The organism is Pseudoalteromonas sp. CO325X (assembly GCF_004208955.1).
Taxonomy (GTDB): Bacteria; Pseudomonadota; Gammaproteobacteria; order Enterobacterales; family Alteromonadaceae; genus Pseudoalteromonas; species Pseudoalteromonas ruthenica.
Map to the genome: position 1 here is coordinate 259,913 of NZ_SGPG01000022.1, position 14,763 is coordinate 274,675.

The 14,763-nt window shown below is 44.7% G+C and carries 12 protein-coding genes; 5 read left to right on the plus strand and 7 right to left on the minus strand.

Features of this window, described 5'->3' with window-relative positions; translation table 11 throughout:
- The first annotated feature begins 3 nt into the window (after positions 1 to 3).
- The 4 genes from odhB (at position 4) to EXT46_RS13405 (ending at position 5,536) form a co-directional block, all read left to right on the plus strand.
- The gene (odhB, locus tag EXT46_RS13390) at positions 4 to 1,530 is read left to right on the plus strand and encodes a 2-oxoglutarate dehydrogenase complex dihydrolipoyllysine-residue succinyltransferase (protein WP_130147848.1); all 1,527 of its coding nucleotides are present in this window, start codon (positions 4 to 6) and stop codon (positions 1,528 to 1,530) included.
- Positions 1,531 to 1,710: 180 nt separating this feature from the next.
- Positions 1,711 to 2,877, plus strand: coding sequence for an ADP-forming succinate--CoA ligase subunit beta (gene sucC / locus EXT46_RS13395; RefSeq protein WP_022946096.1), 1,167 nt, complete (start codon positions 1,711 to 1,713; stop codon positions 2,875 to 2,877).
- Positions 2,877 to 3,749, plus strand: a complete 873-nt coding sequence (gene sucD / locus EXT46_RS13400; protein ID WP_045978833.1) for a succinate--CoA ligase subunit alpha — start codon at positions 2,877 to 2,879, stop codon at positions 3,747 to 3,749. Before sucC ends, sucD begins: the two co-directional genes overlap by 1 nt.
- Before the next feature lie 359 nt (positions 3,750 to 4,108).
- Positions 4,109 to 5,536, plus strand: a complete 1,428-nt coding sequence (locus EXT46_RS13405) for a DEAD/DEAH box helicase (protein ID WP_130147880.1) — start codon at positions 4,109 to 4,111, stop codon at positions 5,534 to 5,536.
- Between the two features lie 93 nt (positions 5,537 to 5,629).
- On the opposite strand, the gene EXT46_RS19050 is transcribed toward EXT46_RS13405, so the two are convergent.
- The 7 genes from EXT46_RS19050 to EXT46_RS13435 all read right to left on the minus strand — a co-directional run bounded on the left by EXT46_RS19050 (position 5,630) and on the right by EXT46_RS13435 (position 11,898).
- Positions 5,630 to 5,776 (minus strand): hypothetical protein, encoded by a 147-nt coding sequence (locus tag EXT46_RS19050; RefSeq protein ID WP_240701135.1) that lies wholly within the window; start codon positions 5,774 to 5,776, stop codon positions 5,630 to 5,632.
- Between the two features lie 25 nt (positions 5,777 to 5,801).
- Positions 5,802 to 6,104 (minus strand): SRPBCC domain-containing protein, encoded by a 303-nt coding sequence (locus tag EXT46_RS13410; RefSeq protein WP_240701136.1) that lies wholly within the window; start codon positions 6,102 to 6,104, stop codon positions 5,802 to 5,804.
- Positions 6,105 to 6,283: 179 nt separating this feature from the next.
- The gene (locus tag EXT46_RS13415; protein WP_130147850.1) at positions 6,284 to 6,655 is read right to left on the minus strand and encodes a hypothetical protein; all 372 of its coding nucleotides are present in this window, start codon (positions 6,653 to 6,655) and stop codon (positions 6,284 to 6,286) included.
- Positions 6,652 to 7,503, minus strand: coding sequence for an AAA family ATPase (locus tag EXT46_RS13420; protein WP_130147852.1), 852 nt, complete (start codon positions 7,501 to 7,503; stop codon positions 6,652 to 6,654). The genes EXT46_RS13415 and EXT46_RS13420 overlap by 4 nt, the downstream gene beginning before the upstream one ends.
- A 335-nt stretch (positions 7,504 to 7,838) precedes the next feature.
- Positions 7,839 to 9,407, minus strand: coding sequence for an ATP-binding cassette domain-containing protein (locus EXT46_RS13425; protein WP_130147854.1), 1,569 nt, complete (start codon positions 9,405 to 9,407; stop codon positions 7,839 to 7,841).
- 632 nt (positions 9,408 to 10,039) lie between these two features.
- Positions 10,040 to 11,611: a PepSY-associated TM helix domain-containing protein gene (locus EXT46_RS13430; RefSeq protein ID WP_130147856.1), complete on the minus strand. Its 1,572-nt coding sequence runs from the start codon at positions 11,609 to 11,611 to the stop codon at positions 10,040 to 10,042.
- Positions 11,608 to 11,898, minus strand: a complete 291-nt coding sequence (locus EXT46_RS13435) for a hypothetical protein (protein WP_130147858.1) — start codon at positions 11,896 to 11,898, stop codon at positions 11,608 to 11,610. Before EXT46_RS13435 ends, EXT46_RS13430 begins: the two co-directional genes overlap by 4 nt.
- A 403-nt stretch (positions 11,899 to 12,301) precedes the next feature.
- On the opposite strand from EXT46_RS13435, the gene EXT46_RS13440 reads away from it, so the two are divergent.
- Positions 12,302 to 14,356 (plus strand): TonB-dependent receptor, encoded by a 2,055-nt coding sequence (locus EXT46_RS13440; RefSeq protein ID WP_130147860.1) that lies wholly within the window; start codon positions 12,302 to 12,304, stop codon positions 14,354 to 14,356.
- Positions 14,357 to 14,763 lie beyond the last annotated feature (407 nt).

Here is a 14,763-nt window from a genome sequence, read left to right on the forward strand (position 1 = left end):
GAGATGACCACAGAAATCAAGGTTCCTGTTCTTCCTGAGTCAGTTGCAGACGCCACCGTTGCAACTTGGCATGTCAGTGTTGGCGACAAAGTAAGTCGTGACCAGAACCTCGTAGACATCGAAACCGATAAAGTCGTACTTGAAGTAGCGGCGCCGGCAGACGGTGTGATCAGCGAGATTAAAGAGCAAGAAGGCGCAACGGTACTTGCTGAGCAAGTGCTAGCCATTGTTGGCGAAGCCGACGATGCGCCTGCTGCTGATGAGAACAGCAGCGACGATAACGCTAAAAGTGAAGAAAAAGCTGATTCAGCACCAGCCAAAGACAGCGGTGCTTCCGAAGGTAAAGAAGTGGATATTAAAGTACCTGTACTTCCTGAATCTGTTGCCGATGCCACCATCGCAACATGGCATGTGCAACCAGGTGAAGCGGTAAGCCGCGACCAGAACTTGGTTGATATCGAAACTGACAAAGTTGTACTTGAAGTGGTAGCCCCGGATGACGGTGTCATGGGCGAGCACGTTCACGGTGAAGGCGATACGGTCACAGCCGAGCAAGTTATCGGTAAAGTGAAAGTAGGCGCTAAAGCTGCTGGCGGTAGCAAAGAAGAGTCTGCTCCGGCTGCCGAGCAAAGTGGTGATGACAGTGCCAGTGATGCATTGACTCCCTCAGTACGCCGCCTCATTGCTGAAAAAGGCCTAGATGCGTCAAAAATCAAAGGTTCAGGCAAAAACGGTCGTGTTACTAAAGAAGACGTAGACAAGTTCCTTAAGCAAGCGCCGGCTAAGCAAGAAAGCAAAGCCGATGATGCTCAGTCAGCGCCTGTGGGTAACCGCACGCAAAAACGCGTACCGATGACACGTTTGCGTAAGACCATCGCTAACCGCCTACTTGAAGCGAAAAACTCAACGGCGATGTTGACCACCTTTAACGAAGTGAACATGAAGCCAATCATGGACCTTCGTAAGCAATACAAAGACGCCTTTGAAGAGCGCCATGGCATCCGTTTAGGCTTCATGTCGTTCTATGTTAAAGCGGTAGTAGAAGCGCTTAAACGCTTCCCAGATGTGAACGCATCAATCGATGGCGACGACATCGTTTATCACAACTACTTCGATATCAGCATTGCGGTATCAACACCGCGTGGCTTGGTAACGCCAGTACTACGCGATTGTGACAAGCTGTCGGTTGCAGAAATCGAAGCCGGTATTCGCGAACTAGCGCTTAAAGGCCGTGATGGTAAGCTAACGGTTGAAGACATGACCGGTGGTAACTTCACTATCACCAACGGTGGTGTATTTGGCTCACTACTATCAACGCCAATCATCAACTTGCCACAGTCTTCAATCTTGGGTATGCACAAAATCCAAGAACGTCCTATGGCGGTGAATGGCAAAGTTGAGATTCTACCTATGATGTATTTGGCCCTGTCTTATGACCACCGCCAAATCGATGGTAAAGAGTCTGTTGGCTTCTTAGTGACCATTAAAGAGATGTTAGAAGATCCAACACGTCTTCTACTTGATGTATAAACATCGAGAATGAATAAAAATTAAGCTGTGGCCCGCGCCGCAGCTTTTTTTTGCCGCCTTTAGTCCCACTAGGGTTTTCAAGCATAGCCATGGGATCTATACTAGGTGCGCAATTTGGGATGGTTGGGTAAATTGCATATTTATTCAGCTCTTTTAGTACAAAAAATTGGATAAAGCATCATGAATTTGCATGAGTATCAGGCAAAACAACTTTTTGCCGAATATGGTTTACCAGTTTCTGAAGGTTACGCATGTGACACACCTCAAGAAGCTGCTGAAGCTGCTGATAAAATCGGCGGTGATAAATGGGTTGTTAAATGTCAGGTTCACGCCGGTGGCCGTGGTAAAGCGGGCGGTGTAAAACTTGCTGACAGCAAACAAGAAATCAAAGAGTTTGCACAGAACTGGCTAGGTAAAAACCTAGTAACTTTCCAAACTGACGAAAATGGTCAGCCTGTTGCAAAGATCCTTGTTGAAAGCTGCACTGACATTGCAAACGAACTCTACCTTGGTGCTGTTGTCGACCGCGCTTCACGTAAAGTTGTTTTCATGGCGTCTACCGAAGGCGGTGTTGAAATCGAAACTGTTGCTGAAGAAACGCCAGAGCTTATCCACAAAGCTGAGATCGACCCACTTGTAGGTCCTCAGGCTTACCAAGGCCGTGAGCTTGCTTTCAAACTTGGCTTGAACCCAACTCAACTTAAGCAGTTCGTTAAGATCTTCATGGGTCTTGGCAACATGTTTATCGATCACGATTTCGCGCTACTTGAAATCAACCCACTGGTTATCACTGACGAAGGCAACCTACACTGCCTAGACGGTAAAATCGGTGTTGATGGCAACGCACTATATCGTCAGCCTAAAATCCGCGCGATGCACGATCCTTCGCAAGAAGACGAGCGTGAAGCACACGCAGCACAGTGGGAACTAAACTACGTAGCGCTAGACGGTACTGTAGGCTGCATGGTAAATGGTGCGGGTCTTGCGATGGGTACTATGGACATCGTTAACCTACACGGCGGCAAGCCAGCTAACTTCCTAGATGTGGGCGGCGGTGCAACTAAAGAGCGCGTTGCTGAAGCATTTAAGATCATCCTTTCTGATGACAATGTTAAAGCAGTACTTGTTAACATCTTCGGCGGTATCGTACGTTGTGACATGATCGCAGAAGGTATTATCGGTGCGGTTAAAGAAGTTGGCGTAAACGTACCTGTAGTTGTACGTCTTGAAGGTACTAACGCTGAACTAGGCCGTGACGTTCTTGCTAACTCAGGTCTAGACATCATTGCTGCAGAATCTCTAACAGACGCAGCTGAAAAAGTTGTTGCTGCTGCGGAGGGCAAATAATGTCTGTACTAATTAATAAAGACACTAAGGTAATCTGCCAAGGTTTCACTGGTGGTCAGGGTACGTTCCACTCTGAGCAAGCAATCGAATACGGTACGCAGATGGTTGGTGGTGTATCACCAGGTAAAGGTGGTCAAACGCACCTAGGTCTGCCGGTATTTAACACTGTACGTGACGCTGTTGAAGAAACAGGCGCAACGGCTTCTGTTATCTACGTACCAGCGCCTTTCTGTAAAGATGCAATCCTAGAAGCGATCGATGCGGGCATCGAGCTAATCGTTTGTATCACTGAAGGTATCCCAACGCTAGACATGGTTGACGTTAAAGTTAAGCTTGATGAAACTGGCGTGCGTATGATTGGTCCTAACTGCCCAGGTGTAATCACTCCGGGTGAGTCTAAGATTGGTATCATGCCTGGTCACATCCACAAGCCTGGTAAAGTGGGCATCGTATCACGTTCTGGTACTTTGACTTATGAAGCCGTTAAGCAAACAACTGACGCTGGCTTTGGTCAATCTTCATGTGTTGGTATCGGTGGTGACCCAATTCCTGGTACTAACTTCATCGACGTACTAGAGATGTTCGAAAAAGATCCGCAAACCGAAGCTATCGTAATGATCGGTGAGATCGGCGGTACAGCTGAAGAAGAAGCGGCTGCGTACATCAAAGACAACGTCACTAAGCCCGTTGTTTCATACATTGCCGGTGTAACTGCACCTCCAGGCAAACGTATGGGTCACGCTGGTGCGATTATCGCAGGCGGTAAAGGTACTGCTGACGAGAAATTTGCAGCCTTAGAAGCAGCGGGCGTACAAACTGTACGTTCACTTGCTGAAATTGGCAACGCACTAAAAGAGAAAACCGGTTGGTAAGCTCTGCTAGTGAGTGACTAAAAACCCGCCTTGAGCGGGTTTTTTTATGGCTGCACTGATGCTCAGTTACAAGTGAGTAGGGGAAATGCCAACGGGAGCGAGCACCGGATCTACGCTTTCTTTTTTTGCCATGCACTGTATTACCCCAGAGTGTGTTATGATGGCAGCGTGATCAGTAAAGAGCATACCTTGAGGCGCCATTGCGCTGACGCTCTTTACGCCTGTGTAGCAAGTCGCTACGCCTTTTTAATTTTTTGGTGATGCAATCGGGTTTAAGCTTGTTTCGCCATGTATACCGAGTTTATATGACCGAACAGCAAGTACCATCAGCGAACAACACCATCAAAACCGAAGACACCATCCAATTCAGTGACTTAAAACTACAACCTAAACTACTTCAAGCGATCGAACGCCAAGGCTACCAGCATCCTTCACCAATACAGGCGCAAGGCATTCCTGCGGTTTTATCCGGCCACGATGTGATGGCCGCAGCGCAAACTGGCACCGGTAAAACGGCGGGTTTTACCTTGCCGATGCTAGAAATATTAAGTAAAGGGCAGCGTGCTCGCGGTAATAACGTGCGAGCTTTAGTGCTTGCTCCTACCCGTGAGCTGGCCGCTCAGGTCGGCGCCAGTGTCGCCACGTATGGTAAAGAGTTAGCGCTGAGCTATTGCGTGGCCTTTGGCGGCGTTAAAATTAACCCGCAAATGATGCAACTGCGTCGCGGGGCCGATATTCTCGTGGCCACGCCCGGACGGTTAATGGATTTGTATCAGCAAAATGCCATTAAATTTGAGCAACTGGAAATGCTGGTGCTTGATGAAGCCGACCGCATGTTAGATATGGGCTTTATCCACGATATTCGCCGCATTATTAAGTTATTGCCGCCGAAACGACAAAACCTCCTGTACTCGGCGACCTTCTCGGACGAGATCCGTGAATTGGCGAAAACCATAGTCCACCAGCCGCTAGAGATTTCTGTGGTGCCTGCCAATACCACGGCAAAAACCATAGAGCAGTGGGTTTACCCAGTGGATAAATCGCGTAAAACAGCGCTGCTAAGTCATTTAATTAAAGAAAATGATTGGCAGCAGGTGTTGGTGTTTAGCCGCACCAAGCATGGCGCGAATCGCATTGCCACTAATTTGGAAAAGCGTGGCATTCACTCTGCCGCGATTCATGGCAACAAGAGCCAAGGCGCCAGAACCAAAGCGTTGGCCGGATTTAAAGACGGCAGTATTAAAGTTCTGGTGGCCACCGATATCGCCGCGCGCGGCATTGATATTGACCAGCTTCCTTGTGTGATCAACTTTGACTTGCCCAATGTTGCCGAAGACTATGTTCACCGTATCGGACGAACCGGTCGGGCAGGGGCCTCAGGGTTGGCTATCTCATTTGTCACAGCCGATGAAGCAAAAGACTTAAACGGCATTGAAAACCTTATTCAAGAATTATTGCCACGGCAAACCATCACGGGTTTTGAGCCCACGAATGAGGTGGCACCAAGCACATTGCGGGCGCCGAAAAAGCCTAAAAAACCCAAAAAGCCGAAAGCAGCCAAAGCTGAGCAGCCAGGCAACACCGCTAAGCAAGCAGTGAAAAAGAAGCTTTCGCACGCAAAAAAAGCGGCGAGTGCGCCGAAGCAGGGTAAAGCGCCGCAGCAAGGTAAAGAGCAAGGCGGTGCTAATAAACCCAAAGGGCGCGATGGCGAGTCACCCCAAGCGAAAGGCCCGGCAAGAAGGAATAACCGCTGGAGAACACGGCGCGCCAAAACCGGCAGCAGCTAGGTTCTAGCACTTATCTAAAAAAAGCGAGCCCCTTAGAGGCTCGCTTTTTTGGTTATATTGCCAAGGCTAGTGTGAACTTTCGGCTCGTAGTGGCTAGCTGATGCGGTCGCGACCGCCGCGCTCGGCGGTAAATTTGTTTGTCAGCAGCACCTTGTTAGTTGCTTTTGTTTTCAACGTGTTTTTTGAAGTTGTGGAGGAGACTTTGCCAACCTTGTTTTTGCTGCTCAGCGGAATTCTCATCTTATGCCTCAAAGGTTTCTACGACCTAAACGCCATTGATTGTTTCTATGAACTCAACTATCACAACACGGTTATCACCAAGCTTAAAATGAATCGATTCGTTTGATTCAATTTTGGTAAATGTACCTTCAAAATCGAATCCCTTCGAGCTGTCTTTTGCTTCCATCCTGTAATTGAAATTACCACCAACTTCCAGATTTACCTCTGCTCTAGGACAACACCAATCGTCTATAGCAAAGTTCCAGTTTGTTATATCATTGGGAGTGACCCAAGTATCCCAAACAGTGGCCAGTGGTGCTTGTACTTCTGTTTCAATAACAATTTTCATATCGACTCCATTGAATGGTTAAAAACTAAACAGTCCGGCCCATAATATGGCGTCAATGGATAGTCGATTAGACCGACCTAAATTCGACAATATGGTGAAATATTTTCGCAAACGAATAACAACTAACGCTTGCGTCAGGCGCCGCCGAAGGCGGTCGCCTGGACGCAATTGTTAAATGCTTATTCTTGGTTGATAAAGACATCCTTTGTTCGTTTAGAAACTTGATCAGCAATGAATTCGGCTAATTTAGGAACTGAATTCAGTTTCGTGTTTCCTAAACTGAAACTCTTGATTATGAACTTTAACTCTTCCTTGTTAAAGGATGATAGCTCAGATTCAATTTCGCTTTTCTTTTTATCTTTAAATTCATCGAAGATGTTTAGGGTTTTTGCCTTGTCGCCAACTTCTTCCTTGTCTTCTTTTGGTTTAGCACTTTTGTTTGTGCTGATAAGTACATCAAGTAGGATGCTAGGGTTCTCTTCTAGAGCTATACCTATTTCGGCTAAGACTTTCCCAAACGTTTCAATATCTTTCTTTGTAATATTGCTCATTCATCACCTCCAATACGGTATAAAAACTCTTCAGTTAGTGAAGAAATTATACGCTTTGTAGCATGAAAATCTGCTTTTCCTCGTGCAGTTGGAGATGTTAAGAAAGGCTTAGAATCGACGGGCGCTTCAGCAACAGAAATTCTTTGAGGAAACTCGGATTCAAAGACACTTCCTCGATGATCACCAGACCGCAGCTCACGCATCGTCGATTTGTGTAAGTTTGTACGATTGTCTACCTTAGTAAAGATGATTCCAGCCAAATCAATTTTGCAGCTATGCTTTCTCTTTTTGAAATTATTAATTCTATTCAATATTAAGCTGATACCAATCTTTGACAGAATATCTGGGACAGTTGGAACAACGTAATAATCGCTTATGCTAATTCCGTTTAATGTTATGGCTCCAAGGTTTGGCGGGCAATCTATGAGAATAAAGTCATAGTCGTTTTTAATGCTCTCGATTGTGTTCCCCAAGACATCAACATGGCTTACATATGCCTTGTTGTCCATATCAGGTATATCATCTTGAATTTCTACCAAATGAATGCTTGAAGGAATTAGATCTAAGTCATTTAAACCACCAACATTTTGAATTACTGCATCATTTATATCAAATCTGTCTTCACCTTTTAGCATGTCATTGAACAAATGATATAAAGTCTGTCCGCTATCATGGCACTCTTGCCATTCTTCCTGATTGATTAGTGAAACGGTTGCATTTGTCTGTGGGTCTAAATCTATTACTAAGACTTTATATCCATCATCAGCAAGATTGGCTGCAATATTAACTGTTGTAGTGGTTTTACCAACTCCACCTTTCAAATTAATAAAGCTTACTACTTTTGCCATTTATTACTCCTAATGTTGATGTTTAGTGGCATTTAACAATTTAATATCGAGCGATTGGGTCGTTTTTCTGCCGCAATCATTCTCGTTTTTGTCCTTAGACCAGTAATAGCAAATTTAAGAAGTACTTACCAGCATTGAAGTTAGGCGATATTGCTCTAACCGTGGACACGACAAAACGACCCAATGGGTCGTTTTCCTGACTATAGGAGAAACCCAAGGAATATGGTGTATAAATAGTTATTTCCGTGGGGTGAAAGAGGGCATACCGCCCATGGCAGATAGCTCGTTTAATCCCATGGACGATATAGTTCGTTTCTAGATGGCAGTTATACAAGTTAAATATCGATTTGCATCTGAACCCCTGATTCACGAACGAAGTCCTCATCATGGCTAACGAGAATAAAGCCTCCAGGGTATTGATTAAGCGCTTGGGCCAGCATAAGTTTTGACTCAAGGTCGAGGTGATTATCAGGCTCATCGAGCAGTAAAAAAGGGTGCGCCGCCTGGTGACTAACAATAAGCATGGCTAACTTCATCTTCTCACCGCCACTAAGCATGTGGCCAAGACGAAATACATTATCGCGACTAAAACCAACGCCCGCTAGTAATATTCTGGCATCACTCTCCATAAGACCACCGCAAAGTGTTACAAGGTTATCGAGTAGCGATAAATCCCCTCGAATCACTCCAAAATGTTGGTCAAGGTAATATAATGGGGTATTGAGTTGCAGCTCGCCTTGCTGGAGAGAAATTTCGCCCAATAGTGTTTTCAGAAGCGTTGATTTACCACTGCCGTTTTTACCTGCCAGATAAATCTTATCATGAGCGTATGCTTGAAATGAGATAGGCTCGGTGCGACCAAACGGCAATACGCCTTGACGCATTGAAATGACTTTACGTGAGCGAATAGGGGTATGCCCTAAATAGAGTTTTTGGCTTCTCTGTGACTCTTTGTGTGCCTTGAGTGAGCGCTCTGTATTGGCTAAATGAGTTCGACGAAGCTGCTCATTTTTAGTTCGATTAGCTGCCTGTGCCGTTGCTTTGTCTTTTTTAGCATCAAGCAATACTTTGGGCTGACTGCCATTCTTTCGTAACTGCGTACCTTGAGCCGCTCTTTGCTCTGCCTTTTCACGGTTTTTCTGCGTTTGTAATTGTAACTGCTTTTTTTGTTTATCAACGCTTGCCAGTTTTCGTTCAAGCGCTTGTAACTCGGCCCTTTTTTGTTCGGCGTACAGAGTATAGTTGCCGCCAAATACCTGTAACCCAAGCTCTGAAAGCTGCCAAATTTCGTCCATTTCGTGCAGTAACTTTCGCTCATGACTGACAAGTAAAATTGCCCCTTTGAAGGCGCGCATAGACTGAATTAACCAGTGTTTAGCCTGCACATCTAGGTGATTGGATGGCTCATCAAGTATGAGTAATTCAACATTGCTTGCAAACAACTGCCAAAGCTTTAAACGGGCGAATTGCCCACCACTGAGTTGAGCGCATGGAAAATCTACATCTGTTGGTAAGCCTTGCTCTTTTAATTGCCGAGTGAGTTTTGAGGGCAAGTCCCATTGTTCCTTTATTATATCAAACCAATGCTGTGAACAATCACCCGACTCAACCTGCTTTATCGCTTTAAGCACCTGGTCTTTACCCAAGAACTGAGCAATCGTCAGTTCGCTAGATAATAGCGGGGGTGGCTGCTGATGATACACCGCCACTGATTGAGGCAAAGCAACAGCCCCACTTGATGGTTGTTGTTCACCACTTAAAATTGACGCGAGTATTGATTTTCCAACACCGTTACGGCCAACTAAGCCAACACGCTTATTAGACAGTGAACATGACAGTTGCTGAAAGAGAAAATCGCCGTTATCCAATTGATAACTTATATTGTAAGCCTGTAGTAATGGCATAAAGTGCCTCCTGTATGAAAGGGGCAACAGTCGCAGCTAGCTATCTTAGAGAGGTGATTAATACCACTATACGCTTTTTGCCAATGGGCAAAATACATAATGCGCTTGTACAGACATATCGGAATATGAGCTACGCCTACTAACCCTGTAAATCCAAAAAGAAAATAAGAAATGGATGACAGGTTTAGTTGTTCATGTTGGCGCAATCTCCTTAGAAGTGATAAGCCAAGGTTACAGTATCCTTTTCGGCTGGGTCAAGATGTATCCTACAGGCAAAACTATGATGCGCACCAACTCTGGTTGGGGAAGTGCGCACTACCAGAATGCTCAAAAGGCTCACCGCTTAGGCATTACATGCGAGTGTACTACCGCGAATAGTGAATTATCTTCGCGCTTTTGGTGCATGCCACTTTAGTTGGTTTCAATTTACTCCACATATTTATTTTTAACTTCGTTGACGTGCTACAAGCGAACGTTGGGAACAAGCACTTTGCACCATGCAAGACCTGACACCATCACTTGTTATTACTGCTGTTTTATAGGGCAAGAAATGCTTTCATTAAACGGGAGCGAATCGTGGATAAGGCAAAAGGGTGGGTATCAAATCGCTCTGATACCCATGCTAGGAGTGCTTAAGTTTGGCTAACCTGTTCAAAGGCTGGCATGATGCTTTGTGTGGCCTGTTTTTGCTGCTGATGTTTCGACATTTTAAAGAAAATAACAGCAAAAATAGCGGCGACGATATCAACCGTATAGCTTGAGTAGAAGAGCGTATTCCCGTCATTTAGTGCAAGTTTCACTAGCGTTGATAACACCATTAATGCACACAAACTCGCGAGTAAATAAAGGCCAACCGTCGTTGCCTTTTGTACAGGTTTTATGAAGCTATATATCACAAAAGCAAAAAAGGCGGCGTAGTAACTGTATAGACTGGCGTAGTTTGTGTTAGCAACAAATGTAGGTAGCCATTTAGCTGCAACTAACGTGAAAGCAACGGCAATCATCGACCCTAAACAAACACCCATAGTGAGTTTTGCCATAAACAACGTACTGCGTTTGTTGGGATCTTTTTTGAAGCGCTTATCTATCCATAATAAATTGCCTGAATAGAACAAAAATGCTCCAAGTAAGCCCATTATAAAGTAACCCCAGCGCCCCCATTCTCCACCATAGGTGCCAAAGTGGAGTGAGAAAATACTGGCCACCATATTACCCCACACTGCATCTTCGCCTTGTGGATAGCTTGAGTTAACGACCTCTAAGGTGTACGGGTTCATAAATAAATAGTCAGTATCTGGGCCGCGCACAACCGCATTGTTGTTACTCATCATAAACACCGCAGAGGGCGAAGCGGAATTTAAATTACTGTAGCGAATGTGGATAGGCTCATAGCCAGGCGCATAGCTTTTAGCTGCAAGCACTTGCTCGTCGATACTAGGTAAGTTGTCAATGTGAAAACTTTGCGCAGCGGGAGTAGGGCGCTGAAAAAGCGGTTTATCATCATAAAATTGCGCTAAGCCGCCGTAAATAAAATCATGAAATGCAAACACCACCACAGTGAAGGCTATGACTAAATGAAACGGTAAGCTGGCAATCCCCACAAGGTTATGACTGTCGAGCCAAAACCGGCTTGGCCCTTTTTCTTTACGCAATGCAAAAAAGGTTTTAACGAGTGTTGGCAGTAAAATAATGACCCCAGAGACCAAAGCTAAAAAATACAACACACTGGCAATACCTAGAATATAAACCCCTGATTGGTCATGGCCAATTTCACCAATAAAGCCTGCTGTGCGATGTAAGTAATCAATTAAATCGCCAAGTTCGTTTTCAGTTTGCGCGCCAACGTTTAATGTGCCATCAGCATTGAGGTGGGCGTAGTTGAGCTGTTTATCAAGCTCCATGCCACGGGCACTGCCTTTGATATACCAAGAAAGAGGCGCGTCTTGGGTATGTAAGTCTAGGTTAAAGCCTTTAGCAAGTTGTTCACCACGCACACTTAATACCGTATCTACCAGTTTTTGGTAGTCATAATCAGAACTGGTTACTTTAGGCGCGGTAACCGGTGCAGCCCACCGTTGTATTTCGTGTTTAAACATGGTCAGGCTGCCGGCATAAAAACCAATAAACAGCACTAAGCCAGCAATAATGCCCGTCCATGTATGTACACCTTGATAGGTGCGTAAAATATCCGATCTTACTTTCATAGTGCGTTCCTTAGCATGAAAAATACGCCATAAAGCAGCACAGTTAAGCTGCCAAGGACAAGCCAAGCTTGCTTTGCAGAGTTGAACAAATAGCTAAAACTAAAAATGGTTAGCCAAATAGGGGTGATCATCCACATGTTAAATTGCACTTTATCTCGAGCTTCAATGCCTCCAGGGCCATACCAAGCAAAAAAAGCAATGAATATAAATGACAGTGCCAACCCTAAAAAGGCACCGGCTAGCGTTTTACCTAACCACGTTGGTTGGCGCTTTGATGAGTTTTTCATGAATTACCCTTTGTTTGCAGCAGGCTAATAAAAGGGATCAGCATTAGCATAAGCATCACGCTAAAGATTATGTAGAACACAGCTGCTGTGGCTGATAGCTGCACAAAGGCAAGTGTTAGTGCACACGCTATTAATGCAAACGATAGTAATCGCCAATGTTTTTTTATCGGTTTTTTTAAAAATCGCTGTTGTTTTCTGGTGCAGTAAAAAGTGCTGACAGCGAAAACATTGAGTAAAGTAACGGTGAAAATGAGCATAAAATGAGAGTTAGAATTTATTTTACATCGTATTGTAAATGATAACTAAACTCAATTGCAATATCATTAAGCCTGTGTTAATTTCCTCGCGCTTTTTATCAAGCTCGATTTGTTTAATTCTAATAATCTCTTACGGGGAAAGGACATTGGCTACTGCATTAAAACTCAACACAATAACCAAGGTTATTTTTGCATCGTTACTTGTTGCTCAAGGCTCGGCTTGGGCTGACGACGAGCAAAGCAGTCGAGAATCAATGGACACTATTGTTGTTACCGGTGAAAAAACGGAAAAGTCTCTTAAAGAAACCATGTCGTCGGTGGCGGTTGTTGATAAGGCGCGACTAGAAAACGGCCAGCTTGCGTCTATATCCGAAGCGCTCTCAGAAATGGCAAACGTGGTGGTGTTAACGGGTTCGGTGCCTGATATGCGAGGGGTGTCTGGTAATGGTGGGGCAACCGGTTTTAACTCATTTAGCGGAGGTTCAAAAGCCCGTGTTTCAACGTTAATTGATGGTGTAAGCCAACCCTTTGTTGCTGACTTAACGGGTGATACCGGCCTTTGGGATGTAGAGCAAATTGAGGTTTACCGGGGGCCGCAATCAACTAGCAATGGTCGCAATAGCATCGCAGGTGCGGTGTACATGACAACGAAAGCGCCAACTCAGGATTTTGAAGGGGCAGTACGCGTAGGTTATCGCAATCAAGATAGCTACCTTGATACTGCCGCAGTGGTATCGGGAGCATTAGTAGAGGATGTATTAGCATTTCGCTTATCAACTCAGTATGTCGATGGCGAAACTTTTTCAAACCCGTCGGTATACGAAACAAACCCAACTGATCGTGAATTAAACAAGTTAAATACCAGCAGTACGCGCGCTAAATTACTTTACACGCCAAGCAAAGACCTTGCCGTGCAGCTGACTTACTCAACTTACAGTGAAGAGGGGAACTCCGGTCGTAAATACTTTGTTGCGGACGAACCATTTGATTATAAGCCCCTATATCAACGTATTGTGGATACAGACTCTGATACTACGCAAGTAAATGTCGATTACAGTATTAATGATGATTTTTCGTTAGACGTATTAGTTGCTTACATGGATTATCAATGGAGTTTTGAGGCATACGAGCCAGTTGAAAGCGCCGAATCTGACGTATCAATGGACGAGAGCAATATCACCGTCGATACCAAGCTCAACTTTGGGCTAAACAACCACTTTTACTCCGGGTTTATCGGCCTTGCTTACTTTGATCGCGACCAAGAATTTGAAAGTGTGGGGGCAACAAACTACTACGGTGACGATAGCAGTAAATCGACCGCAGTTTATGGCGAAACAAGCTTTAACTTAAGCCAAGAATTAACACTAACAGCGGGCCTTCGTATTGAGCGTGAAGAACAATTACGTAATTTCAATATGGCGTTTCGTGGCGATCAGCTCGTTGAGCAACTTGATAATTCACACACAGTGCGTTTACCAAAGTTAGCGATTCAATATGATGTTAGCGACGAAACGACCTTATTTGCCAGTGCTCGCCGTGGCTATAACGCAGGGGGCGGTGCGCTCGATTTTACCGCTGAAGATTACTACTACTACGACGAAGAAACGGTTAATACCTATGAAATAGGTTCGCGCAGCGTAATAGATAATGGCGACATCAATATTAGCGCTAATGTGTTTTACAACAATTTTAACGGGTATCAAGCATTAAGTTCAGCGCGCAGAATCACGAATGTAGAAGATGCTCATAGCTACGGTTTAGAGGTCGATGCTTACAGTATGCTTGGAGAGCAGTGGCAGCTCCATGGTGGTTTTGGTTTATTAAAAACTAACATTGATGAATCATCAGCCTTTCCAGATGCCGTTGGCAGTGATTTAAACTCTGCACCCGAACTAACGGCGAGTTTAGGTCTTTCACACTGGTTTACCGATAGCCTAAAAGTAAATTTAAGCGCCAACTATGTGGGTGAGTATTATGGTGACTTAACAAACATAGAAGAGCGCATTGCAGGTGATTACACTATTACTCGTTTATCGATGACCTACGACACCGAGCATTGGTTGATCAGTGCCTTCATCAATAACGCCCTAGATGAAGAGGCATATACTTCACAAGAGCCGGCAAGTGGCCGTTACCCACAAGGTTATGCGGCCGTTGTGAACCCGCAAACAGTCGGTGCATCAGTTACTTACCGATTCTAATCTAACAAGATAGCTAGTCGCTGATGAACCAGCGACTAGCTTAATTTAAATCGTTTCCGTACATTAATCCCGCAATTAAGTAATAGCGCTTTTTCATACACGACATTATTTCTTTGACTTATTCTGGTGTCAGAAGAACGGAAAAATAGGCTAGTTGAATACCTAAGCTACCAAGATCAGTATTGGGGTATGTTGTTTGGTAACCCTAAAAATTTCCCCTGTACCATGAAGGTTTAGACAGTCATATTAAAAGGGTACGTATTTCATTGTCGTAGCATTAGGATTGTTTTTCGGCTTATTCATATATCTCATTGTTGCAAACGGCTTATAACAAGTTGCTAAAAAGGACGCAAAACGCTTGGCTTGCGTTCCTTTGTCGCTAATTATAGCCAAGCATTTTTGCGCCC

Bases quoted from the DNA above. Each gene is read 5' to 3' on its own strand.
- sucD (WP_045978833.1), top strand. From the start codon at position 2,877: ATGTCTGTACTAATTAATAAAGACACTAAGGTAATCTGCCAAGGTTTC.
- EXT46_RS13435 (WP_130147858.1), bottom strand. From the start codon at position 11,898: ATGAAAAACTCATCAAAGCGCCAACCAACGTGGTTAGGTAAAACGCTA.
- odhB (WP_130147848.1), top strand. From the start codon at position 4: ATGACCACAGAAATCAAGGTTCCTGTTCTTCCTGAGTCAGTTGCAGAC.
- EXT46_RS13425 (WP_130147854.1), bottom strand. From the start codon at position 9,407: ATGCCATTACTACAGGCTTACAATATAAGTTATCAATTGGATAACGGC.
- EXT46_RS19050 (WP_240701135.1), bottom strand. From the start codon at position 5,776: ATGAGAATTCCGCTGAGCAGCAAAAACAAGGTTGGCAAAGTCTCCTCC.
- EXT46_RS13415 (WP_130147850.1), bottom strand. From the start codon at position 6,655: ATGAGCAATATTACAAAGAAAGATATTGAAACGTTTGGGAAAGTCTTA.
- EXT46_RS13420 (WP_130147852.1), bottom strand. From the start codon at position 7,503: ATGGCAAAAGTAGTAAGCTTTATTAATTTGAAAGGTGGAGTTGGTAAA.
- EXT46_RS13410 (WP_240701136.1), bottom strand. From the start codon at position 6,104: ATGAAAATTGTTATTGAAACAGAAGTACAAGCACCACTGGCCACTGTT.
- sucC (WP_022946096.1), top strand. From the start codon at position 1,711: ATGAATTTGCATGAGTATCAGGCAAAACAACTTTTTGCCGAATATGGT.
- EXT46_RS13430 (WP_130147856.1), bottom strand. From the start codon at position 11,611: ATGAAAGTAAGATCGGATATTTTACGCACCTATCAAGGTGTACATACA.